This window comes from Rheinheimera baltica DSM 14885 (assembly GCF_000425345.1).
Lineage (GTDB): Bacteria > Pseudomonadota > Gammaproteobacteria > Enterobacterales > Alteromonadaceae > Alishewanella > Alishewanella baltica.
The window spans coordinates 13,738-39,882 of the sequence record NZ_AUDG01000023.1 but is presented as its reverse complement, the minus strand read 5'-3'; the positions used below and the strand labels follow the sequence as shown (position 1 = coordinate 39,882).

At 47.9% G+C, this 26,145-nt stretch carries 24 protein-coding genes; 15 read left to right on the top strand and 9 right to left on the bottom strand.

Annotation, left to right across the window (positions count from 1 at the left end):
• Positions 1-132: 132 nt before the first annotated feature.
• From H595_RS0109420 to H595_RS0109410, 3 genes are all read left to right on the top strand, one after another.
• Positions 133-1,518 carry a pre-peptidase C-terminal domain-containing protein gene (locus H595_RS0109420; RefSeq protein WP_027670992.1) on the top strand — a complete coding sequence of 462 codons (1,386 nt, stop codon included), beginning with the start codon at positions 133-135 and terminating at the stop codon, positions 1,516-1,518.
• 78 nt (positions 1,519-1,596) lie between these two features.
• On the top strand, positions 1,597-2,652 hold the full coding sequence (locus tag H595_RS21985) for a cyanophycinase (RefSeq protein WP_051219813.1): 1,056 nt from the start codon (positions 1,597-1,599) through the stop codon (positions 2,650-2,652).
• A 94-nt stretch (positions 2,653-2,746) separates the two neighbouring features.
• On the top strand, positions 2,747-3,475 hold the full coding sequence (locus tag H595_RS0109410; protein ID WP_027670991.1) for a hypothetical protein: 729 nt from the start codon (positions 2,747-2,749) through the stop codon (positions 3,473-3,475).
• On the opposite strand, the gene H595_RS0109405 is transcribed toward H595_RS0109410, so the two are convergent.
• Positions 3,476-3,928, bottom strand: coding sequence for an acyl-CoA thioesterase (locus tag H595_RS0109405; RefSeq protein ID WP_240474866.1), 453 nt, complete (start codon positions 3,926-3,928; stop codon positions 3,476-3,478). It abuts the gene before it with no gap.
• A 130-nt stretch (positions 3,929-4,058) separates the two neighbouring features.
• Between H595_RS0109405 and H595_RS23460 the strand changes: the two genes are divergently transcribed.
• Positions 4,059-5,375: a TonB family protein gene (locus H595_RS23460; RefSeq protein ID WP_051219812.1), complete on the top strand. Its 1,317-nt coding sequence runs from the start codon at positions 4,059-4,061 to the stop codon at positions 5,373-5,375.
• Between the two features lie 48 nt (positions 5,376-5,423).
• Here the strand turns inward: H595_RS23460 and fre are convergent, their stop codons facing one another.
• The 4 genes from fre to H595_RS0109380 form a co-directional block, all read right to left on the bottom strand.
• Complete coding sequence (fre, locus tag H595_RS0109395) at positions 5,424-6,131, bottom strand: NAD(P)H-flavin reductase (protein ID WP_027670989.1); 708 nt, start codon at positions 6,129-6,131, stop codon at positions 5,424-5,426.
• A 26-nt stretch (positions 6,132-6,157) separates the two neighbouring features.
• The gene (locus H595_RS0109390) at positions 6,158-6,436 is read right to left on the bottom strand and encodes a 2Fe-2S iron-sulfur cluster-binding protein (protein WP_027670988.1); all 279 of its coding nucleotides are present in this window, start codon (positions 6,434-6,436) and stop codon (positions 6,158-6,160) included.
• Positions 6,433-7,923, bottom strand: coding sequence for a 4-hydroxy-3-polyprenylbenzoate decarboxylase (gene ubiD, locus H595_RS0109385; protein WP_027670987.1), 1,491 nt, complete (start codon positions 7,921-7,923; stop codon positions 6,433-6,435). Before ubiD ends, H595_RS0109390 begins: the two co-directional genes overlap by 4 nt.
• 140 nt (positions 7,924-8,063) lie before the next feature.
• On the bottom strand, positions 8,064-8,327 hold the full coding sequence (locus H595_RS0109380) for a DUF6471 domain-containing protein (RefSeq protein ID WP_027670986.1): 264 nt from the start codon (positions 8,325-8,327) through the stop codon (positions 8,064-8,066).
• A 90-nt stretch (positions 8,328-8,417) separates the two neighbouring features.
• Between H595_RS0109380 and H595_RS0109375 the strand changes: the two genes are divergently transcribed.
• The 10 genes from H595_RS0109375 (at position 8,418) to H595_RS0109330 (ending at position 18,843) form a co-directional block, all read left to right on the top strand.
• Complete coding sequence (locus H595_RS0109375; RefSeq protein ID WP_037054277.1) at positions 8,418-10,118, top strand: ABC transporter substrate-binding protein; 1,701 nt, start codon at positions 8,418-8,420, stop codon at positions 10,116-10,118.
• Positions 10,119-10,130: 12 nt separating this feature from the next.
• On the top strand, positions 10,131-10,889 hold the full coding sequence (locus tag H595_RS21975) for a vWA domain-containing protein (RefSeq protein ID WP_051219811.1): 759 nt from the start codon (positions 10,131-10,133) through the stop codon (positions 10,887-10,889).
• Positions 10,889-12,430 carry a phosphate ABC transporter substrate-binding/OmpA family protein gene (locus tag H595_RS0109365; protein ID WP_027670984.1) on the top strand — a complete coding sequence of 514 codons (1,542 nt, stop codon included), beginning with the start codon at positions 10,889-10,891 and terminating at the stop codon, positions 12,428-12,430. The genes H595_RS21975 and H595_RS0109365 overlap by 1 nt, the downstream gene beginning before the upstream one ends.
• A gap of 2 nt (positions 12,431-12,432) precedes the next feature.
• On the top strand, positions 12,433-13,218 hold the full coding sequence (locus H595_RS0109360; protein ID WP_027670983.1) for a hypothetical protein: 786 nt from the start codon (positions 12,433-12,435) through the stop codon (positions 13,216-13,218).
• A gap of 18 nt (positions 13,219-13,236) precedes the next feature.
• Positions 13,237-14,454, top strand: coding sequence for a toxic anion resistance protein (locus H595_RS21970; protein WP_051219810.1), 1,218 nt, complete (start codon positions 13,237-13,239; stop codon positions 14,452-14,454).
• Positions 14,455-14,460: 6 nt separating this feature from the next.
• Positions 14,461-15,501 carry a putative urea ABC transporter substrate-binding protein gene (locus tag H595_RS0109350; protein WP_027670982.1) on the top strand — a complete coding sequence of 347 codons (1,041 nt, stop codon included), beginning with the start codon at positions 14,461-14,463 and terminating at the stop codon, positions 15,499-15,501.
• On the top strand, positions 15,485-16,339 hold the full coding sequence (locus tag H595_RS0109345; RefSeq protein WP_240474865.1) for an ABC transporter permease: 855 nt from the start codon (positions 15,485-15,487) through the stop codon (positions 16,337-16,339). The genes H595_RS0109350 and H595_RS0109345 overlap by 17 nt, the downstream gene beginning before the upstream one ends.
• Positions 16,336-17,226 carry an ABC transporter ATP-binding protein gene (locus H595_RS0109340; RefSeq protein ID WP_027670980.1) on the top strand — a complete coding sequence of 297 codons (891 nt, stop codon included), beginning with the start codon at positions 16,336-16,338 and terminating at the stop codon, positions 17,224-17,226. Before H595_RS0109345 ends, H595_RS0109340 begins: the two co-directional genes overlap by 4 nt.
• Positions 17,227-17,345: 119 nt before the next feature.
• The gene (locus H595_RS0109335; RefSeq protein ID WP_027670979.1) at positions 17,346-17,987 is read left to right on the top strand and encodes a class II aldolase/adducin family protein; all 642 of its coding nucleotides are present in this window, start codon (positions 17,346-17,348) and stop codon (positions 17,985-17,987) included.
• Positions 17,988-18,072: 85 nt separating this feature from the next.
• Complete coding sequence (locus tag H595_RS0109330; protein WP_027670978.1) at positions 18,073-18,843, top strand: EAL domain-containing protein; 771 nt, start codon at positions 18,073-18,075, stop codon at positions 18,841-18,843.
• A gap of 98 nt (positions 18,844-18,941) precedes the next feature.
• Here the strand turns inward: H595_RS0109330 and H595_RS0109325 are convergent, their stop codons facing one another.
• Positions 18,942-21,440 carry a TonB-dependent receptor plug domain-containing protein gene (locus H595_RS0109325; protein ID WP_027670977.1) on the bottom strand — a complete coding sequence of 833 codons (2,499 nt, stop codon included), beginning with the start codon at positions 21,438-21,440 and terminating at the stop codon, positions 18,942-18,944.
• Positions 21,441-21,623: 183 nt separating this feature from the next.
• Between H595_RS0109325 and H595_RS0109320 the strand changes: the two genes are divergently transcribed.
• Positions 21,624-22,796, top strand: coding sequence for a cystathionine beta-lyase (locus H595_RS0109320; RefSeq protein ID WP_027670976.1), 1,173 nt, complete (start codon positions 21,624-21,626; stop codon positions 22,794-22,796).
• A gap of 119 nt (positions 22,797-22,915) precedes the next feature.
• Here H595_RS0109320 and H595_RS0109315 read toward each other — a convergent pair whose 3' ends face one another.
• From H595_RS0109315 to H595_RS0109305, 3 genes are all read right to left on the bottom strand, one after another.
• Positions 22,916-23,152 (bottom strand): hypothetical protein, encoded by a 237-nt coding sequence (locus H595_RS0109315; protein WP_027670975.1) that lies wholly within the window; start codon positions 23,150-23,152, stop codon positions 22,916-22,918.
• Positions 23,153-23,426: 274 nt separating this feature from the next.
• On the bottom strand, positions 23,427-24,899 hold the full coding sequence (locus H595_RS0109310; protein WP_027670974.1) for an amidohydrolase family protein: 1,473 nt from the start codon (positions 24,897-24,899) through the stop codon (positions 23,427-23,429).
• A 424-nt stretch (positions 24,900-25,323) separates the two neighbouring features.
• Positions 25,324-25,641, bottom strand: a complete 318-nt coding sequence (locus tag H595_RS0109305) for a hypothetical protein (protein ID WP_156885950.1) — start codon at positions 25,639-25,641, stop codon at positions 25,324-25,326.
• Between the last annotated feature and the right edge of the window lie 504 nt (positions 25,642-26,145).

Genomic DNA, 26,145 nt, shown 5'->3' with positions numbered 1-26,145 from the left:
TTGTCTGAGTGGTTCGACGAATAGCATTTCCCCTCTGATTTATCCCTAATTTTCTGCTCAGCGTTTTGCTGTGCGGAATAATACGGCCGTTTGGCCATTTCCTTGAAAAAAAACAATAAGCAGGAAGTAAAAATGAAAGCACTAAGTCTATTGGGCGTAGTTGCGCTATTGCTATGTGGCAATGCGCAGGCCTGTCTGCAACAAGAAAGTGAAAATAATAATAGCGAAAGCAGGGCTAATGGCCCGCTATGCAGTGGTGTAGCTGTGCAAGGCGCTATTGGTAGCCGGACTGACAGCGATTGGTACGCATTTGACACCACATCGACAGGTGATATTAGCGTTAGCTTGAGTCATGGTAATAATGCCGATTTTGATTGGTTTTTATATCGCTCTAGCGGCAGCTATATCGCTTCCGGCCAAAGTGGTTCTAATCCTGATAGTGGTACCTATAGCGCTTCACCTGCTGGCCAGCATTTTATCAAAGTTACCCGGTATAGCGGTACCGGCGCTTATCAATTGTCTGTCACCTTCAATGGCGCAGGCAGCGGTGGCGGCGGTGAGCCAGAGCCAGGCAGCTGTAACTACGGTGCCAGGCCGTCTAAGCCGGGTGGCTTAACGGCAACTTTGGTTGGTAGCAGCGCGGATACCTGCATCAGTTTAACCACGCCTGCCGTACTGCTAATGGGCGGTGGCGCAGATGTTGATGCGGCATTTAGCAATCGTATTAAACCGCATATTAAGGGAGGTAATGTTGTTGTACTACGTACCTCAGGCACCGATGCATACAACGACTACCTGCAAGGATTAACTAATGCGGCATCGGTAGAAACGCTGATTGTTAATACCCGTACTAAGGCCAATAGCGACTATGTCGATTGGGCCATTCGTGCTGCAGAGTTCGTGTTTATTGCTGGCGGTGATCAGTCCGACTACCTTAATCAATGGCAGGGTACCAAAGTTGAAGATGCGCTACTGCACCTTTATAACAAAGGCGGCGCAATTGGTGGTACCTCAGCGGGTAATCATGTACTTGGACAGTTTATTTACGATCCGGACGGTGTTTCAGGCGCAATCAGCTCGGAAGCGGTTACCGACTTTTGCCACCAAACGATCAATATCAGCAATGATTTCCTTAATCTACCGCTGTTGAACGGCATTATTACCGATACCCATTTTCGGCAACGTGATCGTATGGGCCGTTCTGCGGTATTACAGGCACACTTAGGCAGCACAGGACGGGTTGTCGCCGTGTCTGAAGCCACTTCAATGTTTGTTACGGCAAATGGTCAGGGTGTTATTGACGGCTCTAATGAAGCGTATGTGCTTAGGGCTGACGGTCAAACGCAATACCAGCAAACCAATTGCGGTCAACCGGTCATCATTAATAACCTGTTGCGTTACAAACTGTTACCAGGTCAAAGTTATAACCTGCTGAACAACAGTACTAGTGTAAGCCCAACCCGGCTGAGTATCGACGGTCGAAGTGGTAACTTCTACAACCCAACAAATCCATATTAAACATAACGTTTGATAAGGTGCAGTACAGTCTGTCGCCGCAAGGCGACAGACTTTTATTTACAAAAAGGTAGAGTCAAAATGAAAGCGATATTACCGCTGTGCATGTTGTTGTTTGGATGCACTCAACAAGGACAAGATAGCGTGAGCAATGATGCATTGGACGCGATAGCGAATGCTGAACAATGCGGTTTTGGCCCCCGGCCGACAAAACCCGCGTCACTGCAGCGTTATGCTGTGGGTTATACCGAAGATGTCTGTGTGCCGTTATCACCCGAACAAGCTGGCGTGATCTTAATGGGAGGCAGTACCGATGTAGACAGTGTTTTTATTGATAAAGTGCGGCCGCATATTCAAGGCGGCAATGTTCTGGTACTAAGAACGCAAGGCGAGGATGGCTATAACGACTATTTATGGCATTTGCTGCAGGCAGCGTCGGTAGAGACATTGTTGGTCGATAGCAGAGATAAAGCTAATAGTGAATATGTCAGCTGGGCGGTGCGTACGGCCGAGTTTATTTGGTTTGCTGGTGGTGATCAGTCAACGTATATCGCCAATTGGCAAGATACCGCATTACAGCAAGCACTGCATAATGCCTATAACCGCGGCGCCATTATTGGCGGTACGTCTGCCGGCAATGCCATTCTGGGCAGCGTCGTGTATAACCCAGATGGTGTGGGCAGCGCGGTATCAAGTGAGGTAGCGCAAGATTTTTGTCATGAAAACATTAAATTTAGCCCAGACTTTTTAGCCGCACCTATGCTGGCCAATACCATTACCGATACCCATTTTAAGCAGCGCGATAGGATGGGGCGGCTTATGGTGTTTTTGGGTCATCATCAGCCGCAAAATCTAACAGGCATTGCCGTGTCAGAGCGCACGGCAATGTGGGTGGAACGTTCTGGCGATACCGAGGTATTTGGCGAGCATGAAGTCTATATCGTACGCGCTGACACGCAATCGCGCTACCAGCAAACCCGCTGTGGGCAACCGGTTCAGGTAACAGACTTACTGCGTTACCGCTTAGTGCCAGGTGATAACTACCAGTTATTGCGGCATCAGTCTAATGTGAGCCCGATACGGTTAAGTTTAGATGGAGATCGAGCCCAGCTTTATAGCCCGCTAAATCCATACTGATAACACCAATAAGCCTTATGTTTAAGCGCAAACGGAATTAATTACTGTCCCGCTGGTCTGATGCTGACTAAAGCAAAGCAGGGACAGTCATTTTTTGTCAGGTGTTATTCTCGCAGTAAAAGTCTTTTTACAAGCCTATGGCCGAGCTTTAGCTTTGGCGTTGCTATTGCACTTACTATTTTTGACTGCATTATTACAAACCCGATTTACACCGTTGGCTAAGCCGCCTGCCGCTGAAGCAACAGTGTCGTACTTGTACCAACCGCCACCGCCATTGCAACAAAAAGCGCAGGCATTGTCCGTGCCTGAAAGCAGTGATAAAACTGAACCTGTCGCGACAACCACAGCTCCCGCTGTGGTGGAAAAGTCAGCAAAGAAAGTTGATACCCGTAGCGCTGTTGTTGCTGAAAAATTACCTGATATCGTTGACCAACCAGAAAAAAAACATACAGAGCAAGCGGCAACGACACTGCAACTAAGCCTGGCACAGCGTGCATTAAACCGTGCCGCAACCAGTGTACCTGCATCGATAGAGCAGGCAGCATCTGCCGGGTATCAACAATTTATGCAGGCGCAGCAACAGCCTAAAATGACGGTAGAACCGCGTCATTATCAATTGGATCCTGACCCAGCAAAGCAAGTGCTGGCAAAGCTAGACAATGGTAAACAGTTAGTTCGTATTAAAGGTGGTTGCCGAATTGTTGATCCCAACCTAGACGGTTTTGAGGCATTAATGGCTGCTAACCCAGTAGTACCGTGTGGTGATGAAGCAAAGACCAGCGACCTGCTTAAACAGGCGCTGGACAAACACAGTAAACGTTAATCAGGCTTCAGCAATATGCTGCTCTAAGCGGGCTTTTAACTCACCCTCAATTGCAACGGCTTTGCCGGTTTTCTGGTCAAGACAAACAAAGGTCACTTGGGCATCGGCGGCAACGGCATCTTTACCGGCAATACGCACTTCTTGTGTTACAACGGCACTTTTACCGCCTACTTTACTAAAGCGGGTAAACACTTCGAGTGTATCGCCCATGGTGGCGGCTACCCGGTAATTGATATTGATATTAACAATGACCCAAGCCAGGTTATGTTTGGCAAACCACTCAATATCGCCGCTGTCTTCTAGGTAGCCCCAGCGCGCTTCTTCCAGAAACTCCAAATAGCGGGCGTTATTCACGTGCTGGTAAATATCTAAATGGTAACCGCGCACTTTAATCAGGGTTTTGTGTGTCATGTGTTGGCTTAGTATTTGATTCAGGTGAAGTGATTGTGGCATATCAAAACTGGCCAAACCAGTGTTAGTGCTGAAGTTTTTTGTAACATACAGTGATCAATATTTGCAAAATAAAACTTTTTCGGTAAATTGCTAGCAAGCTTAATAAAATCAATCAGTTTAAGGGAACCGGATGAAAAAGTGGATTTGGCTGGCGCTGCTAAGCTGTGGCGCTGTGCAAGCTGACATGTTGGACGCGTTAAAAGCTTATGAACAAAAAAACTATATTGATGCGCAGCAACAGTTTGCTGAGTTGTTGCCATTGGGCAATGAGCTGGCAGCTTTTAATTTAGGTGTTATGGCATACCAGGCTGAAGGGCAACCGCAAGACCTGACCAAAGCACTAACCTATTTTATGCTTGCCGCTGACTTGCGGCATGAGCAGGCAAAAAATTTATTGGCACGTTTGGCTGCGCAAGCCAGTGAGCAACAATTGGAGCTGGCCAATCAGGAGTTTGAACGGTTAAAACAACGCGTGGCTATTGTCGCGACAGATTTAACCAAATCTCGCAATGCTAACGCACCTGAACCTATTCGGCGTGTACATCCTGACTACCCAATAGAGGCTGCGCGGCAAGGGCAGTTTGGTTATGTAGCGTTGCGCTTTTTAGTTGATGAGCAGGGCGAAGTTACCGCGGTGGACACCATGGATGCGTATCCAAAGAAGGTGTTTGAAAAGTCGTCAATTCAGGCGCTGAAACGCTGGCGTTTTGAGCCCAGTGGGCAAAAGCATCTGATGAACGTTCGGTTAGATTACTCCTTCGATGGTGGCGTTAAATTATCCGCTGTAGAAAATATGATGGAACAGCATAAGTTGTGGGAGTACGCCGCTTTAGGTGCGCCAGAGTATCAGCTGGCGCTTGGGACTTTGTTGTCGTTAATTGAAATACAAAGCCCGAACAGCTTTTGGTACGACCCTGATATGCCATTAGCCGCAACGCCAGATTTTAGTATTTATACCAAGCATGCCGTGCTTCGTCCTGACTTTGATGGTTTTTGGGGGCGTGCGATTGTCAGGGTAGCTGAAGACGGCACGATTACTGAACAAATCAAAGCTGACTTTGAACCGGGTAGTGAGTTAACCAGCCTGGTAGGTTTAAAACTGAAAGGCAAAGTGGAAACGGATGTATATCGTGTAGCGCGTTCATCTACTGATGGTGCTCGGCGCGTTTATGTTACACCGTCTATTCAAACTTCTCGTGCTATGTCTGGCATGTTTTGGTGGGAGCAGGCAGCTAAAAATGGTAATTTGGACGCGCAGCGTGTAATGGCGGCTTATGATGCTCAATGGGAAAATTATTTGTTAAGCCAGCAAGATGCTGAAGTGATGGCCTGGACGGGTACCCGCTTGATTATTAATGGTCAGCGTGAGCAGGGTATGGCATTGTTAGAGCAGGCGATAGCAAAAAACTATCAGCCAGCAAAAGAAATGAAAAAACAGTTTATGTAACCGTCTACTGTATATAATAAAAACGCCCCTTGTGGGCGTTTTGTATTTTTAGATATAGGCAAAGGCATCGCCAAACATATGTTCCCGATGTGCACCTTGTTCAATAAAGGCGCTACGCACTACGCCAGCCATGGCAAACGGGCCAGCAACATAAATATCGTAGGCTTCTAAGGAAACAAAATCTTCCAGCACGGCTTCATGCACCATGCCGCTGCGGCCCTGCCAACTTTCATCCAGCTGTTGTACGACCGGAATAAAACGGTATTTACTGTTTTGTGCTGCCCACTGCTGCATTGTTGCATTGTGGTACAGCGCGGCCTGCTCACGCACGCCCCAGTAAACAAATACCGGTCGGTCTACTTTTGTCGCCGCGATGCTTTGCGCAATGCTGTAGACATAAGAAAACCCGGTACCGCCTGCGACTAAAATTAGTGGCCGCTCGCTGTCGGCGCGAAATTGCGCATTACCCAGGCCAATTTCTGCTTGCACCGGTTGCTTTAACTGGTGCTGTTGCAACAGGTGCGCCAGTGCCTGGCTGGCATACTGATCGGCTACCGCGCCACCAATATGAAGCTCCAGTTGCGGCTGTGCGGGGGTGCTGGCAATTGAAAAAGGCCGTTTGTCACTGTCGCTCAGGTAAAGTTGTAAATACTGGCCGCTTTCAAATGTTACCGGCTCAGCCGGCGTTAACACCACACGATTAACCGTGGGGGTTAAGGCTTCAATTACATCTACGTTACAGGAAATTGTTGTCATAATATTCTTCGCGAAAACCTCAGCGCTTAGCTTTGGATAAAAGGATGGTGTAAAACCAGATCGGTACAGGGGTAGGCTAAACAACAGTAAGTAAACTGCTGTTGTTTGTCCAGCTCAGTTAGCGGCTGCGGTTCACTATAACGCACCTCACCACTTTTTAATTTGCAGACACAGCTGGTGCATACGCCCTGGCGGCAACGATTAGGAAAGTCGATACCGTTACGCAGTGCAGCGTCTAGGATGGTTTCATCCGGTTTCACAGTAAAACTTAGCTGCGCTGGCGCAATAGTGACCAAAAAACTCACAATTTGCTGTCCTTTATTGGCAACGTAATACCCAAGGTAGACCAAATCGCATCTACGCGTTGCTTAACAGCCTGGTCCATTACAATGGGCTCACCCCATTCGCGGTTGGTTTCGCCCGGCCATTTATTGGTAGCGTCCATGCCCATCTTTGAACCCAGGCCAGAGACCGGTGAGGCAAAGTCAAGGTAGTCTATTGGTGTGTTTTCAATCAGTGTGGTATCGCGTGCCGGGTCCATACGGGTGGTAATGGCCCAAATCACATCCTGCCAGTCGCGGGCATTGATATCGTCATCGCACACAATTACAAACTTAGTATACATAAATTGGCGCAGGAACGACCAAACACCCATCATTACCCGCTTGGCGTGCCCGGGGTACTGCTTTTTCATGGTCACAATAGCCAGCCGGTACGAGCAGCCCTCAGGTGGCAGGTAAAAATCGGTAATTTCTGGAAACTGTTTTTGCAGTATGGGCACAAAAACTTCATTTAACGCCACGCCCAGAATAGCCGGCTCATCCGGTGGTCTGCCGGTATAGGTGCTGTGATAAATAGGGTCTTTGCGCATTGTTATATGGGTTACGGTAAATACCGGAAAACTGTCTACCTCGTTATAATACCCAGTGTGATCGCCATAGGGCCCTTCGGGCGCCATTTCACCCGGAGCAATATAGCCTTCCAGTACAATTTCAGCGCTGGCGGGTACCTGTAAATCATTGCTGATGCACTTTACGACTTCAGTATTGTCGCCACGTAGCAAACCGGCAAAACCATACTCTGACAATGTATCTGGCACCGGAGTTACCGCCCCCAGAATGGTGGCTGGATCGGCTCCCAGGGCCACCGATACCGGATAATTTTGTCCCGGATTGGCCTTTAGAAACTCATAAAAATCCAGCGCGCCGCCGCGGTGCGATAACCAGCGCATAATCAGCTTATTTTTGCCCAACACTTGCTGACGGTAAATGCCCAGATTTTGACGCTCTTTATGTGGGCCCTTTGTTACGGTCAAGCCCCAGGTAATTAACGGTGCAGCATCACCAGGCCAGCAGGTCATTACCGGTAGCTGAGTTAAATCAACCTGTTCATCACTTAACACAATTTGCTGACAGGCGGCTTTTTTCACCTGCTTTACCGACATATTCAGCACCTGCTTAAAAATAGGCAATTTACTGAAAGCGTCTTTCAAGCCTTTTGGCGGCTCTGGCTCTTTTAAAAACGCCAATAGCTTGCCCACTTCCCGCAGCGCAGAAACCTCTTCCTGGCCCATGCCCAGTGCCACCCGTTGCGGGGTACCAAACAGGTTAGCCAATACTGGCATGTTATAGCCTTTAGGGTTTTCAAATAAAATAGCCGGGCCACCGGCGCGCAGCGTGCGGTCAGCAATTTCGGTCATTTCCAGCACCGGGTCCACTTCGACGGTAACTCGAACAAGTTCACCGCGCTGTTCCAGCTGGGCAATAAAATCGCGCAGATCTTTATATTTCATAGTGGCCTTTTAACAACGAAAGGGCATAAATACGACATAAATGCCACTTCGATCAGAATGACAACATTATACAGCTCTGTTGCGCGCTGACCAGTTTTGCCAAAGCGCTAAATAAAAGGAGATATGCACAGCTGTGCCAATTAGTTTGATTTTTCACAGCCACATAAAATGACGCCCAATTCACTTGGGTTAATATCCGCTGAAATGACATGAAATATTTGCAGCAATAAGCTGGCAGAAAAAATGCCTTTACTGAGTTTTGAGCGCAAGTTGGCAGGAGTTTGCTCAATACCTATATTGGCCAGCAAGTTACTTAGCTCAGCGTATTTGATACCCCGTTTTTGCAATTCAGCCTTTACCAGACGTGACGCGACACAGTTCCAATGCGGCAATTTGTTGCTCATGATACACACCTGAATAACATTGACCACATTTAAAATACATGGTACACATCTTTATAGCAAGGTATAGGTTTAATATGGAGAAATCTGCCCATGAGATTGTTAAGTGTAATGTTAATGGCGCTGGTGTGCGTACCGGTATTCGCGGTGGATTATATTCAACCTAAACCTTTACAGGAAGTGGTAAAAACGCCGGTAGCAACAGTAAAGTCTGGCCAACAGCAGCTACCCATTATCAGTTGGGGTGCTGATATGGCCACCATATATGCAAATGGCAATAGTCAAAAATCAACACCTCAATCTTTGTTTGCCGCTGCCGGGCTAGATTTCAATTTGGCGCGTGAAGATGTTTTCGCCACGCAGCTATCGAATTATCTTAGCGGGCAAACCCCCTATCTGCGCGGTACTATGGGCATGTTGAACATGGCGGCAGACTTATTAAACAAAGATACCAGAACAAAGCCGGTTGTTATTTTTAAATTGTCTGACTCGGCAGGCGGCGATGCCCTGGTCGTAAAAGACAGCATTCGTACCGTGGCCGATTTGAAAGGCAAAACCATCGTGTTGCAAGCCTATGGCCCTCATGTCGACTACCTAACGCGCATTTTGCAAGATGCTGGCATGTCAGTAAAAGATGTAAACCTGCGTTGGGTTGCAGATTTAACAGGTACCAATAATTCACCAGCCGCGGCGTTGCGAACTAAAGAGATAGATGCTGCCTTTGTTATTACGCCCGATGCGCTGGCGTTAACGTCAAATGGTGCTGTCGGCACTGGCTCAGAGGATTCAGTAAAGGGCGCGCGTATTTTACTGTCAACCAAAACTGCCAACAAAGTGATTGTTGATGTTTACGCCGTGCGCAGTGATTATCTGCAGCAACAGCCAGCGCAAGTGCAGGCTTTTGTCGGTACTTTATTGAAAGCCCAGGAGCAGGTTGCCACATTAGTTGCTCAACGGAATCAACAAAAACAAGACTACAACAGCTTCCTGCGTGCATCAGCACGGTTGTTATTGGATGCAGAGACTGCAACGGCTGATGCTGAGGGTCTTTATCAAGACGCAGCGCTGGCTTTGTTTAATGGTAATAAAGCTTTTTTTTCCAGTAGTAACGATTTGCGTCGTTTTTCTGTCATTGCCGAGGAGTCACTGGCGGGTGTAAAAGCCTTACAAATGGCAACGGGCGCTATGTCTTTGACAGCAAACAATTGGAATTATGAGTTGCTGCGCACTGGTATTGGTGCAGTGAAGTCGGTCGAGTCAGTACGATTTAATGAAAACGCTGCTGCCGCTGTTGTATCACGCAAGCAACAACAAGGTTCACTTGCTGAAGGTGAGTTATATTCTTTTGAGGTGTATTTTGCACCAAACCAAAATGCTTTTAGCGCAGATCTTTATAAAGAAGCCTTTGATAAAGTTATAAACTTAGCCTCTACTTATGGCGGAGCACTTATTACAGTAGAAGGTCATACCGACCCCATGGGTTACTTACGCCAGAAAAAGGCTGATGAAAACGCGTTAGTGTTGGGGCGGGTTAAACAGTCTGCCAAAAACCTCAGTTTCAGCCGTGCACAAAGTGTGCGCAGTGAAATTATAGCTTATGCCAATACCAAGGGTTTGGCGCTCGATTCCAGCCAGTTTGTTACCGTTGGGCACGGCATTGCGTTGCCGAAAACGGGCATCTGCGGAGACGAACCTTGTGCACCGAAAACGGAGCAGGAATGGCGGTCTAATATGCGGGTGGTGTTTCGCATTATTCAGGTTGAAGCTGAAGCTGACGTGTTTAAACCACTGTAGAGCAGGATGAAAATGAGAACAGCACTATTATTATCTGCTTTATGCCTTGCTGGCTGTGGTCCTGCTATTGAGCCTGTAGCACAAGATACTGTCGAAGAAACGGCACAGCAAAAAAGCTACGCCTTAGCGGCCACTCGTTATGACTGGCCGGCAGCGAGCCAAAATCAGTCTTTAGCAGATAATTTACTGACACAAAACTATTATCTGGTTTTTGACGGTTCCGGTTCTATGTCGGATAGTAAGTGTGCGTCATCGCAGGAAAAAATTGACGTCGCAAAGTCCGCCATAAACAAATTTATTCAAAACATTCCGTCAACAGCGAATATCGGCTTATATGTTTTTGACCACTACGGCGCTCAGGAACGAGTGCCCTTAGGGCAAAACAGAAGCCAACTAATAGATTCGGTTAAACGTGTGCTAGCCAACGGAGGGACTCCCTTGCGCTCAGCAGCCGAGGCTGGATATGAAGCCTTGACTAAACAAGCGCAAAAGCAGCTGGGGTATGGTGAATACCATTTAGTTATTATTACCGATGGTGAAGCCAGTAACAACGAAGACCCTGAACCCATTGTCAGGAAAATCCTGCGTGAGTCACCCGTTCAAATTCATACCATAGGTTTTTGTATTGGCGAAGGGCATAGCTTAAACATTCCGGGGCAAACTTATTATGCGGCAGCTAGCAACCCAGCAGAGTTGGACGCTGGTCTGGCGCAAGTTTTAGCTGAAGCTGATGATTACAATCTGCTTGATTACAACGGATCTGAAAACTAATGAACCACGCTCGTTCGGCTATGGTGTTGTTTCTGCTCGGCGCTATTGCAATCGGTGGTTACTACCTGTTTAAAGAGCAACATCTGGAAAATGCTTTTAAAGCCAGCTCTGATGCGTCCGGTGCAAAAGATCGCATCCGTATTGCGGTTGACTCCTGGGTTGGTTATTACCCTCTGTGTTCAGCTGAGTTGAAAAAGCGCCTGCGCGAGCTCGGTTATGTGCTCGAGTGCGTTGATGATGGTGCCGACTATCCGGGCCGAATGAAACAATTACAACAGGGCAACATCGATTTTGCCGTGGCAACGGTGGATAGCTACATTGTTGCCGGCGCCGCGGTTCGCTATCCGGGTGTTATTGTCAGTGTCATTGACGAGTCCAAAGGTGGTGATGCGATCATTGCGCGTAAAACGCGTTTTGCATCGCTGAATGACTTAAAAACCGGCGATATTAAGGTTGCACTTACACCATCATCGCCCAGTGAGTTTTTGGCTAAGTCGCTTGCGGTGCATTTTGATCTGCCGCCGCTGGCAAAGTCACAGCCATGGCTGGTAGCAACTGATGGTTCAGCCCAAGCGTTACAAGCATTACAGCAAGGTCAGGTTGATGTAGCCGTGCTATGGGAGCCAGATGTTAGTCGCGCGCTGCAAGACAAACAGTTTCATCGTCTTATAGGTACTGAGCAAACTGAGCGCATGGTCGTTGATGTGTTGGTTGCTCAGCGTGATCTGGTGGCGAAAAAGCCTGAGTTGGTTAGTGTGTTTTTGCAACAGTATTTTCGCGTGCTGAAACGTTATCGGGATGAACCCAAGCTGTTGCAGCAAGAACTTGTTCTACATACAGGTTTAGCAGAAGCTGACGTTGACACTATGGTAAAAGGTGTTGCCTGGGCATCTCTAACGGACAATGCACTAACCTGGATGGCGCATGATGCCAAGGTACCGTCAAAAGAAGCGGCGATAAGTAGTATTGAATCAGTCATTTCAGTGCTGACAGATTATGGTGATTTGAACCGTAACCCACTGCCGGATGCAGATCCGTATCGTTTGCTAAACAGCAGCTTTGTGCATCAGTTACATTTACAAAGTAACGCCGGTTTTACTGGCGCAGCTGATGCACTGCCGCAGGCAAAACAAAACTATGCCGCTTTAAGTGCGGCACAGTGGCAGAATATGCGTGAAGTTGGCACATTAAAATTGCGGGCAATCAATTTTTCTTCCGGCAGTGATGTGTTGTCATTAGATGACAAAACCCGGCTTGATGAAATTGCTGCAACCTTGTCACATTATCCACATTTTTATATTGATATCCGTGGTCATTCAGGTGTGCGGGGTGATGCTGCTGCAAACCGACAGTTATCGCAAGACAGAGCTGATGCCGTTGCTCGTTATTTAGAATTGACACATAGTTTTGCTATAAACCGAATGCGTGCGCAAGGGGTCGGTGGTGAGCAGCCGCTGGCACGACAACCGGGTGAAAGCGAGCGAAGTTATTTTTATCGCCTGCCACGAGTTGAACTGATTTTCTTAACTGAGCAGCTGTAAGCATGGCGGCAAAAGACCTATTTCAACCCGCGCAAATTAGACGTGCTGTAGCACAAAAAGCGGCGATAAGCCCTTTTGTGCTCTATCCAGCAGTATTAAGTGGTTTAGGGGTTGTTACCGGTGCGCTGTTTGGTTTTGGCGGCCTGGCGCTGGGTGTTGTTGGTTTTGGTGCTGCAACGGCGGTAACGGCATTTGCCACCGAATTTGGCTGGCGTCGAGATGAGCATGCCAAAAACATTTTAATGCAAGCCACGCGCAAGATGGAGCAACGCCGTCAACACGTCATTAGCAGTATCAAACAAGAGTTGGCCGGGCTGGATTTGCCGTTAGCAGCAGAACAAGTGGATACCTTTGATGTGAAGTTCTCCACTTTTGTTGCTGTGTTAGCTGATAGGTTTGCCATAACAGAACTGACTTACGCCCGTTACTTGGGAGTAGCAGAGCAAGTGTATTTAAGTGGCTTGGATAATATACGCAATGCCATGATCGCGCAAAAGGCACTGGGTGCTATTAACGCCGACAGACTGCGGCAACGTATTGCTGGCCTGTCAGCATCGGCACCAGAGCGGCCTGCTTTGTTAAGCCGATTGGAAGGCTTTAACAGCACGTTGGCACAAATCAGCGAACTGTTGTTGTTGAACGAAAAAGCTTTAACCCAGCTGGATGATGTAACACAGCGTTTAGCCAGAACGAAAGTAGAGCGTGGTATGGCGGATTCAGATACGGAGTCTGCTATTGCTGAGTTGCATCGTCAGGGCCTGCGCCTGGCAGAATATGCCAGCCAATAAGCATTAATGGAGAGAGATATGACTACATCAGGTGTAAGTGAAAATGCTGCATTGCAGGCCGTGACTGCCGACATGCTTAGCGCTGAAGTCGATACGCCAGCGCAGCAACAAGTGCCAGCTGATATTATTCAAGCTGCGGATCAGGTTGTTGCGCAGTTGTTTGCTGTTGATGTCGACAATGAAACGGCAAAGCAGCAAGCGGTGCAATCTGTAGAAACCATGGGCTTAAAGCTACAGCAAGAAGCCTCGCGCCGTTCTGAGATTTTAAAACAGCCAATAGCAACATTGGCGCGCAACAGTGAAGATGGCGGGCCTGTGGCAAAGTCATTGCTGGATCTGCGTGACACAGTAGAAGACCTTGATCCGAATCAGTACGATTTTTCCATGTCAGGTTTACGGCGCTTGTTGTCGCTGGTCCCCGGCGTAGGCACCGCAATGCGGCGTTACTTTTCAAAGTTTCAGTCTGCCAGTGGCGTGATTGACAACATTATTGACGCGCTGGATAAAGGGGCAGAGCAACTGAAACGTGACAACATTACGTTGGCAGATGATCAGAAGTTTTTACAACAATTGACCAAAAAACTGGCTCAAGCCGTCGTGCTGGGCCAGCAAATTGATTTGAAGCTTAGTGCCAGGCTCAACGAGTTGCTAAAAGATGATCCGCGCTACGCGTTTATTGAGCAAGAACTGCTGTTCCCTTTGCGTCAGCGCATTATGGACTTGCAGCAACAGCAAGCCGTAGCACAGCAAGCTGTGCTCACCGTCGAAGTGATCATCCGTAACAACAAAGAGTTAATTCGTGGTGTGCAGCGAGCGCTGAATGTTACGGTAACGGCGCTGCAAACGGCGGTAACATTAGCGCTGGCATTAGAAAATCAGCGTATTACACTGGCTAAAGTTACTGCAGTTAACGAAACCACTAATAAGTTAATTGCTGGCACGGCCAGTAAATTACGCACCCAAGGGGTGGCTATCCATAAGCAAGCCGCTGCAACACAGCTAGATATTGCCGTGCTGCGCACAGCGTTTGCCGATATTGCTGCAGCATTGGATGACATTCAGCAGTTCCGCCGTGACGCCCTGCCACAGATGCAACAGAATATTACCGAGATGGAGCAGGCAAATCTTGCTAACGCAGAGCGTATAGAGTCTTTGTTAAAAGGCCGTGATTCGCAAGCCAAACTGGGTTTAGGCAGCCAGATTGATCAATTATTTGAGTTGGATAACAAGGAGTAACACCCGATGAAATTATTTCGTTCCGTTATACTGGGCACAGCGTTGCTGGCCAGTTGCAGTGCTTTGGCTGCGGATAAATTTAAAATGGCTTGGTCACATTATACCGGCTGGGAGCCGTGGGCTTACGCAGAAGAGTCTGGCATCCTGAAAAAATGGGCAGATAAATATGGTATAGAAATTGAGCTGACGTTGGTGAACGACTACGTTGAGTCGATCAATCTGTACACGGCGGGTCAGTTTGATGCCTGTACTATGACAAATATGGATGCGTTAACCATACCAGCATCTGGTGGTATTGATTCTACAGCACTTATTATTGGCGACTACTCGGCAGGTAACGACGGTATTGTGATGCGCAATGCAAAAACTGTTGCCGATTTAAAAGGCAAAGATGTTTTACTGGTAGAGCTGTCGGTTTCACACTATTTATTAGCGCGCGCGTTGGAAATGCACGGTATGAGTGAGCGTGATATCCGGGTGGTAAATACCTCAGACGCTGATATTGCCTCAGCTTTTGTGGCACAAAAAGACGTTGCTGTTGTGACGTGGAATCCGCCACTGCAGCAAGTCAGACAGGTGAAAAATGCCAATTTACTGTTTGATTCTGCAAAAATTCCGGCAGAAATTCTCGATTTGACGCTGGTGAAAACCGCAGCGGATGAGCGGTTCAAAAAAGCGTTAACAGGTGCCTGGTATGAAACAATGGCAGTGATGAGTGGCGGCGGCAAAGCGCAGAAAGAGGCAATAAGCGCGATGGCACGCTCTGCCGGGTCAACGGATGCTGAATTTAATGCACAGTTGCAAACCACGCAGATGTTTTATCAGCCAGCCGATGCCGTTGCTGTGGCAACCAACAGCAAGCTCGCTGAGACCATGGACAGCGTAAGGCAATTCAGTTTTGCCAAAGGCCTGTTCGGTGTTGGTGCTAAAACGGTTGACCACGTGGGCATCAGTTTTGCGGACGGTAAGGTTTTAGGTAACAGCAAGAATGTAAAACTGCGCTTCGACGCCAGTTATATGGAGATGGCGCGTGACGGCAAATTATAAGCCGGTGCAGCCTGCGCGGTTGTTTGGTGTGCATGCCACACCACGCAACTGGCATAAGCTGGTATTGGGCCTGTTACCTTTTATATTGATCATTGCGCTGTATGCGTATGCTTCGCATGCACGAAAGTTGGACAACCCAGACGATAAATTGTTACCTGGTTTCAGTCAGATGGTAGAAGCCATGCAGCCGTTGGTCATGCAGCCAAGTCCGCGCAATGGCCAGTATGTTTTCTGGGCGGATACGCTATCGAGTTTAACGCGCTTAGCATTGGGTTGTAGTCTGGCCTTTGTTGCTGCGCTTTGGTTGGGGCTAAATATGGGCGCCTTTCGTGGTTTGGAGGCTAGCGCCAGCCCTTTTATTACCTTTATTTCTATGATTCCGCCGCTGGCATTACTGCCAATGCTGTTTATTACACTGGGTGTGGATGAGGTTGGCAAGGTAGCATTAATTTTTATCGGCACCTTTCCATTAATGACACGGGACGTATTTATTGCGACCAAAGCCATTCCAAGAGAGCAACTGGTAAAGACACTCACCTTAGGTGGTACGCAGTTGGCGTACTTATATCGTATTGCATTACCACAAATTATGCCGCGCGCATTGGATACGTTCCGGTTAAGTCTGGGCGCAGCCTGGTTGTTTTTAATCGCAGCTGAGGCGATTGCGTCGACGGATGGTTTGGGATATCGCATCTTCTTGGTGCGGCGTTATCTGGCGATGGATATTATTATTCCCTATGTAGCCTGGATCACCTTGATTGGCTTTTTACTGGATTGGGCTTTGCGCGTGTTGGCACGGCGCTTATATCCTTGGTATGCCGGAGTAAATAGTAAGTGAATCAGAATAATAAGCTTAGTATCGAAGATGTCTATAAATCATACGGCAATAAGCTGGTACTCGATAATATCGATTTGAAAGTAGCTGCGGGTGAATTGTGTACTCTGGTTGGGCCCAGTGGTTGTGGTAAAAGTACCTTATTACGCTTGTTGTTAGGGCAAGAGTTTGCCGACGCGGGAAGCATTATAATTGATGGTGCACCGGCGCGTCACCCTGATCCGCATCGTGGCATTGTGTATCAAAAGTATTCGTTATTTCCACATATGACGGTGTTTGATAATGTTATGGCCGGTTCTAGATTGAGTAAGCAAGCTTGGTATCTGCCGTGGAAGCGTGACAAAGACGATGAAGCATTTGCGATTAGTATGTTAGAGCGGTTGCGGCTGGTTGATGCCATGCGTAAATTTCCGCACGAATTATCCGGTGGCATGCAGCAGCGGGTTGCTATAGCCCAAGCGTTGATGAGCAAGCCGCCTTTGTTGTTGATGGACGAGCCTTTTGGCGCCTTAGACCCGGATACCCGCGAACAAATGCAGATCTATCTGATGGAGCTGCATGAAGAACACAAACTCACCATTTTCTTCGTTACCCACGATCTGGACGAAGCGTGTTACATCGGCACGAGGTTATTGGTGTTATCACAATATTATACGGATGACCGTGGTGAAGAGCCTACAGTGGCCCGGGGCGCAAAAATTGTCGGCGATTACCGTTTGGCACGAGAAGCATTGCCAACCACGGAAAAATCTAGCGCGTATTTCAAAGCCTTCGTTGAACAGGTAAGAGCCAATGGCTTTAGCCCGAATAATCGTTGTCATGTGCGTGATTTCAACTTAAAACATCCTCACTCATTTCAAACTCTGACCCGGGAAGAAAACCAATTTTAATCTGCTTCACATAGCAGGCCTCATAGTTGGGTGTCATAGCTATGCAGCCTGCTATGCGGCTGGGATGCAGTGTTAGAGCGCTTTATAATGGCCGCGGTGTAATTAACGCAGGTTTTAGAATGACAGAGCTCGAAGGGGTCATAAAATTTCAGTTGGATTTTAGCCAGCGAACAGTGCTAACCACGGCTGATGTGCTGGAAATTAACAGCTGGCGCACTATTATGCTGCAGCTGGGGATGCTGGGCCAAACGCCAACGCGCTATGACAACTATGGTTTTGGCAATATCAGCCAGCGTTTTGGCAGTGATAATCAATTTATTATTAGCGGTACCCAAACCGGCGGCATTGCGAATATGGCAGCCAACGATTATGCGTTGGTAACCGCTTGTCAGCCTCAACAAAACCAGATAGCCGCCAGTGGGGCGACACAACCCTCCTCAGAGGCCATGACTCACGGCCAGTTGTATCAGCTTAGTAACAATATTAACTTTGTAATTCATGCTCACTGCCCGCAAATATGGCAGCTGGCGAGCAAACTTGGTTTACCTCAAACCCGGGCAGACGTGCCTTATGGTACCGTAGCCATGGCTGATGAAGTGGCACGGCTATTTGCAGAGACAACTGTATTACAGCAAGGCATTTTTACCATGGCCGGCCATGAAGATGGCGTGGTGGCCTTTGGTTGCAACGCTGAGCAAGCCGGGCAAAGGTTGATTGCGTGTTATGCGGTAGCGCTTGGTCTCGACATGGGCTCTGATTAACGAAATCACCCATTTATAGTTGGTAAATGCGGCAAGTACTCGCTAAAGTTTAGTAACCCATTTTTTTTAGGCATTAAGGTTGTTGATGGATTTTCCTGAGCAAATTAAACAACAAACTTGCAGCGACTGCCTAAGCGGCCAATCCTTAGGTTTTCAAATCCGCATGGCATTTCAACCTATTATTGATTGGAAACACCAGGTTATTTGCGGTTATGAAGCGCTGGTGCGTGGCCCTGAAGGCCAGGGCGCGGGTTGGGTGTTTGAGCGTATCAACGACGACAATAAGTATTATTTTGACCAGGCTTGCCGGGTAAAGGCGATTGAAACTGCCGCTAAGTTGGGCTGTGGTACTTATCTGAATATCAACTTTTTACCCAATGCAGTATATAACCCGGAAACCTGTATAAAAGCGACGATTGAAGCGGTTGATTTATACGGGTTTGATTTAACCAAGCTGGTGTTTGAAGTTACCGAAGGCGAGCAAATTCCGGATAAAGACCATTTAAACCGGATATTCCGCAGTTATGCCAAACGTGGTTTTAAAACCGCCATTGATGACTACGGCTCAGGTTTTGCCACGCTCGACTGGCTGATTGAACTGCGGCCGCATATCTTAAAACTGGATATGCAGCTTATTCGCAATATTGAAGAAAACCCCGCCAAGCAATTTATTGTTGAGGAAACCATTGCCCAATGTGAACTGCAAGGCACTATGGTGCTGGCCGAGGGCGTGGAAACCAAGGCCGAGCTTGACTGTTTATTGGGGCTGGGTATTCGCTACTACCAGGGCTACTATTTTTCCCGGCCAGAATTGGAAAAGTTAATTACTACTGCCGAGGTAACCGGGTTAATCTAAAGCAGTTCGCTGTTAATGTGAATATTGCTTACCGGTGTAACCAAGATACAGATTTATACTACAAAAAGGCCGCTATTGTTTGATAGCGGCCTTCTTTATCAGAAGTTGTAACTTACCTTGCCATACAGCAAGCGGCCAGAGCGGCCAAAGGGTGAATAGTTCGAAAACGATGTATTGCCGGTACCATTTAGCGACGTTGGAAACGCATCGGGGTATTGGTCAAATACGTTATCAATACCCACACTTAAACGCCAGTCGTCGGTAAGTTGCAGGCGGCCCTCAATATCCACCAGCGTTTTCGGGCTAAGCGTAAAGTCGCGCTCTGCTGAAGTTCCCGGTGTGAGTACTTCACCATAACGGGTGGCCCGCAGCGTAATGCCATATTGTTCCAGGCTCCAGTTTACAATAGCGCCAAGTTTGTTTTTTGGCGTGCCTTCTTCAAACGTCAGTACGTTTATACGGCCAAACAGCTCCGGTGCCGGGTCAAGTACGCTAAGCTCTGCTGTTTCAGGTATTGCGGTAACATCGGTTGAGTTAACGTTTGCCACCATGGTGACATCAAAATCACCAGTCTTGTCGGTAGGCAGATTCCAATTTACCACCAGATCAAGCCCAGTGGTTTCGGTATCTACGCCATTGATAAAGAAGCGCCCGCCGCCAATGCCGATAAACCCCTGATCTACCAGGTACTGCCGTACGTTTGCCGCCGTCAGGTTTTCTGACAACACAATACGGTCATCAATATTTATGCGGTAACCATCCAGGGTAATGGAGACATCCCCCAGCCGAAATACCGTACCCAAGGAGAAGTTGGTTGACTCTTCAGCATCCAGTGGTTTGGCCCCCAATGCCACCGCCACAGGGTTGTTTACCGGGAAGGTAGTAATATCAAAGGGCACACCGTTGATAAAGTTGGTTGAGGTGCTGGTAAAGTATTGTTGCTGCAGCGACGGTGCCCTAAAGCCATTTTGCACAGAACTGCGTAGGGCAAAACTGTCGGTAATGTCCCAGCGCAGTGCCAGCTTACCGGTTAGGTTACTGCCAAAGTCAGAATAATCTTCTGCCCGCAGCGCCACCGAACCCAATACCTGATCGGTAATATTGGCTTCCATATCAACAAACACACCTACCGAGTTGCGGCTTTCATCTACCTCATTTGCAGGCCGAAACCCCGGAAACACCTGAGCACCACTTTGGGTAGGGTTACCATTTGGTAGCAGCACACCGCCGTTGCGATAGGAGTCTGGCTCACCCGCAAAGATACTGTAGCTCTCGCGGCGTACTTCAAGCCCGGTCGCAATATTGACCGGTGACGCTAATGCAGCAACATCAAAGCTGGTTACCGCAGAAAAATTACCCACCAGCTGGTCGTAGTCAAAACCACCGGCATCAAATACCGTTTTGCTGGTAGGGCCAATTGAGCGGTTTACCGTGTTTTCAATGGTAAATTCCATCTGGTTATAGCCATATACCACAGAGGCATCAAAGCTCCAGTCACCACTATCCCATTCGTAGCCTAAAGCGGCACTGCTGTCTGTTACATCAGGTGCAATAATTGGCAAAAAACCATCGGGGTGTACTTCAATGACATTTCTATCATCCTGTGCCCGCCGATAAAAACCGCCCGATTTTGCTGCTCTGTCCTGATAACTAAACCAACTGTATAGTTTGCCTGGGCCAACATTAAGCCCGGCATTCACAAATAATGTCATTTGCTCTAACTGTGGTTCGCCATACCAGGCGTTAAAGCGTTCAATGGTTTGCTCTCTTGGATCGAATTCATCGTTTATCTTTGGGTACTGCTGGCGGTAATCCCAGCCGCCGCGTTCGGTACGTTCGGCGTCTTTGTATTCTGCCGACACCGTAACAAAGCCTTTGCCGTCTAGATCAAAGCCTTTCCAGCCGGAAAATGTCAGGGTTTCACCGTCGGTCAGTGAGCGCGACACCGGGTTAGGTGAGCTCCAGGTGGCGCCGGCAGGGGGCGCTGAGGTAGGAGTGCTGTAGCTGGTGTCACGTACACCGTAAGATACCGTTACGTTGCCACCTTCGCTGGCTTCACGCAGCCGGATGTTTAATACCCCGGCAATGGCGTCAGAACCATACTGCGCTGAGGCGCCATCCCGTAGCACTTCAACCGCTTTAATGGCCGCAGTAGGAATGGTATTTAAATCCACCGCAGATGAGCCACGGCCCACCGTGCCATTAACGTTAACCAAAGAGGCGGCGTGGCGGCGTTTTGAATTAACTAATACCAGTGACTGATCCGGTGATAAACCACGTAACGTTGCCGGCCTAATGGTGTCTGTGCCATCTGCCAGCCCAGGACGGGGAAAGTTAAACGAGGGCAGTGCCACCGACAGTGCTTGGTTTAGCTCGGTATTGCCCGCACGTTCCAGTACGTCAGCGCCAACAATGTCGATGGGTACTGCGGTATCAGACACTGAACGGCCCGCCACGCGGGTGCCGGTAACAACAATTTGTTCTATTTTCTCATCAACTGAAGCCTCTGCATTATCATCTTGCTGTGCATAAGCATGCCCCGCGCCCAGCGCAGTTGCCAGCGCCAATGTGAGTGCAGCAGGTTTAAAAGCGCGCATAGTGTTCTCCATATATTATTGTTGTGCCCCGGATTTATACTGCCTTGCAGTTAACTGCCTGTTCTGCAAGCACCTGTTAAGGTGATATAACTGTAGCACATATTGGCAAAAGTGTTATAGCATAGCCATCCAGATGGCTTATATGCGACTAAAGTTGATAGGGTTCACAAGGCAGGTAAAAAAATGAAAAAAGACACTCAGCTGATACACGCGGGTCGGTCCAGGCAATACTGTGGCAATGTGGTTAACCCGCCAGTCGTTCGCGGTTCTACCATCGTGTTTGATACCTTTGCCGAGCTAAAGCATGCTACTGTTAATCGCGGCAACCGGGTGCCGTTTTATGGCCGCCGTGGTACGGATACCCATTTTGCGCTGCAACAAGCCATTTGCGAACTGGAAGGTGGCGCAGGGTGCGCGCTATATCCCTGCGGTGCTGCTGCCGTAAGTGGGGCGCTGTTAGCGTTTTTAACCAGCGGTGATCATCTGTTGATGGTTGACAGTGCATACGAGCCAACCCGGGCACTGTGCGACAAAGTGCTGACAGGCTACGGCATTGAAACTACCTACTACGACCCACAAATAGGTGCCGCCATTGCCAGCCTTATCCGGCCCAATACCAAAGTTATTTTTCTGGAGTCGCCTGGCTCTCTTACCTTTGAAGTGCAAGATATTCCGGCAATCTGCGCGGTGGCACAGCAGCATGATATTGTTACCATCCTCGACAATACCTGGGCCTCTCCTATTTTATGTCAGCCGTTTGCGCTGGGCGTAGACGTGTCGGTGCAATCGGCCACGAAATACATTGTCGGCCATTCTGATGTTATGCTGGGCACTGCCAGCGCCAATGAGAAACGTTGGCCACAACTGCGCGAACACAGCTATTTGCTGGGATACTGCGCCTCGGCCGATGACGCCTATACCGCACTGCGCGGTTTACGTACCTTGTCGGTGCGGCTAAAGCAGCATGAACAAAGCGCACTTAAGGTGGCTAATTGGCTGGCACAGCGCCCCGAGGTAGCAACCGTATTGCATCCGGCGCTGGCAACACATGCCGGCAACGCCATTTTTAACCGCGATTTTAGTGGCAGTAACGGTTTATTTGCCTTTGTCTTAAAGCATGGCAGTCAGCAGCAGGTAGAAGCGTTTATCGAGGGTATGGCGCATTTTAAAATGGGCTTTTCCTGGGGCGGTTATGAAAGCTTAATAACGGCAACTATGAAGGTGCAAAACCTACGCACTGCCACTACCTGGCCTTACAGCGGGCCGTTAATCCGCTTGCATATCGGCTTGGAAGATGTTGACGATTTAATTGCTGATCTTGACGCCGCCTTCACCCGGTTTGCGCAAGCCAGTTGAATCAGCGTTAACGGTACTGGCACGCGCAGCACGTTGGCGCGCATGTGTAACCGTCTTACGCTACCAATAATTGCCCTGCTGCTGTCCCGGCTATCAAAGGCCGGGAGTAGGGTGGAGAGTTAAATGCACTTTTCATCTTCATCAGATAAGTTAATGGCAAATAAAGCTAAAATGCCATTGATGATGTCTACCTTATCCTGCCTATGCGCTTCACCCTTGCGCTCATTATTAGTTTTTCTCTCTTGCTCTGATTCGTGAGCACCATTAACAAATTTACAGCCATTCTCGGCTACTTGGTGAGATGCACAGGAAGAAAGTGAAACCACAATTAAACACGGTAATATAAATTTACGCATAAACTTCTTATTTATTTAGCTTGTTATAGTGCACTACCATCAGTGACAAAACCCATAGATAACACTTGGCAGCATAATTAGGCTAAATGGGTTTAATACTCATGGCGCCATTGATAAAACCGTAAACTAAAACGTAATGTCATAGCAAAAAAGCTAATTTACAACAGTTTGCGCAATAAGGTGATGGTTTTTTAACGTAACAGCAACGCCTTTGCACTGTCATGCTTAAAACAACTACGAGTAAAGCGCCACTTGCTCAAGCTGCGTTAATTTGTCATGCAAAAAGTTTCATTTCAATGACGCGGATCAGAGAGCGAAAAAATGATGATACCCCAGAATTGTTTGCTGAACTTTTCATCGCGTCAAGTGCTTGCTCATCTAACCAATATCCCCCGATCATTACACCTACCGGAAATTCCACGACAGCAACCTCTGTTAATGGGTCTTTGGGGAGCAGGATTAGATTTGCACGATATCCTGGTAAAATCATACCTGTTTTCTCGAAGCCAAGTATTTCAGCGCTTTGCCGGGTAGCCGTGTTTAATGCGGCAAAGGGAGACAAACCTGCAGCCACTAAAAGCTCCAGCTCGCGCGCTACCGATGCACCGGGAATAATACCAAAACTGCCACTATCAGTGCCGGTCAACAAAGGAACGCTGGCTTCATGTAACAGCCCGGTGGCGCTAAGAAAAAAATCGGCATGTGGCGCTTCATAAACGGATGCGTCAACCTGACGCCAATATTGTTGTGCGCTTTTGGAAAACCATGTCACAAGCGGATTAATCATCTCAGCACCGGGCCGGTTTAAATAAGCGCCTTGTGTTTGTGCAATTAATACCAGTCGTTTATGTGCATATAGTGTGGGTGTAACGGCCTCTCCAGATTCAGCAATCGCCGCGGCTAACAAGCGCATCTCTTGCTGATCTAAATTATCTCTTAATCCATGCCAAACGAGAGTTTCAATGTGCTCAAACGTTGTGATACCTCGTCCAAGCGAGGCCTCCCAGGGGATCTCAAAGGGTTTAGTGTGAGGTATTCCTTTTGTTCTTGCACCTTCCGGTGAATGTCCGCTAACCGTCATGCCCAGGCTAGCCGTTTCATCAATAATGGCGTCAAAGGCTGCCCGGGTAAGATTTGAATACACTTTGACATGCCGATATCCGTTGCTGTGTTGGGCACGAACGGCTAAACGCGCTTCTTCGGCGGTAGTCACGGTAGTTTGTAACACCAGCTCGTTGGGGCCGCGACTATTAAGAATGGGCCCAGTAGTTATAAAATCCGGCCCTAAGAGGTGTCCGTTCGCTATACGTTCCATTAAACGAAGATGAAATGGATAACCAGACATATTACGCAACCCTGTAACCCCGTGCGCCAGGTAGGCAGCCAGCTCTGCCTCATCGTTAAGATGGATATGCGCATCAATTAGCCCGGGCATTAACGTATATCCGCGGCCATCGATAATAAGGGCACCATCGGGGGCATTTATCTCACCTGCCGCCGCAATCTTGGTAATTTTATCGCCGATAACCAGCACAGCTTGCAAACTTTGCGATATCGACGTTTTGTCTACCATCGAGAGCACGCGCACATTGTCAAAAAGTACGCCGCTTGGTTTAACTGTTTTAGGCTCAAGAGTATTTGGCAGGTCGTTGATGACAAACACTAACCAGGCAGTACTAGCAATTAAAACAACACTAATAGCGACAGCAATCTGTTTTAACCATTTCATCCCATTTTTGGTTTGCATTCAAATTTCCCTATGGCGTAACGTGGTGTATTGCGGCGGTCTTCGGCAACAGCCTGCCCCATACATTCTGGCATCAACTTATCGCCCTGAACGCGAAAGTTATCAGGGCTGATGCATGGTTTAAGCATAAAGCTCACGAGTGTTTATACCCAAATAAATTAACAATGTAACTCATGCCAGCGTTAATGCATAGCTTCTCAACATCCAATTTTGATGCGCTTGAACATTGCCAATCGAATTGGATGCCAGTTGATTGTAACCATGGCTTGCGAAAGGAATTCTGACTAACTCGACGTCCGCTTTGCTAACAGATCCTTGTTAGCAAAGCGGTACACGGACTGCGCAGGTACAAGACCGTCTTTTTCAGGCTCAATAATAAGTGCAGCGGGTGCTTTGGTGTAAAAAACATAAACAATTTATATAGTTATCCATCAGGGTTTTCCCTTGACCTTGCTGGGCCGCTACCGGTAAAAACTGGTTTAGGCTTTTGCTTGTTTTTGGTTTTATTCGATTTTTCTATCTTCTTATTATCACTCTTAGAAATTGTAACAGCATTATCAACCTTGTTTCGCTCGGCTCGTTTTATTTCTGAGACTTCCGTTGTTTTTTTAATAACCGTTATAGGCGTAGAAGAATCAGTCTCCTTAGCCTTTGTGGGGGCAGTAGTTTGTGCCTGAACCATTGGCATTAATAAAACAAGAACAACCGGTGAAATAGTTAAGATTTTTGAGAAAAGCTTCATGTGTGAAATATCCTTAATAATGCCCAGAAAAATATAGCGCATTAACGCAAGACATTAGGGTGGCGAACCGCGCTGTGCCTTGTTATGGAGCATAGTCCAATGGCGCCGAAATAAACAATATAAAAAAGCTTAATGTATAGATAAAAAAGCATGGGCTTACCTTTCCAGTTACTAGTACCGTGCAGCCAACGGCGCATGTAAAACGAACCAACTAAGCAAGGGATTGCGCCAAGGCACAGGATGCGCCCCTCCCGTGGTGAAAACACTGAACCAGGAGGTGAATAACGGCTAAACGACACAAAACAGAAGAAACAGATTGCTGTTGGCAAAACAGGCGATCATGGCTAAACTCGCCCCCAATTTACTGCCGCTAGCCAGCGCAAATAAAGCCACTCAGGCTGCAATCGATATATCTACTATATAAGCAGAAAACTCAAACACCGGGCTTGTCCAACAACAGGATTAAGTCGCGGCTGCGCGCGACCTATCCTTGTTTATTAGGCA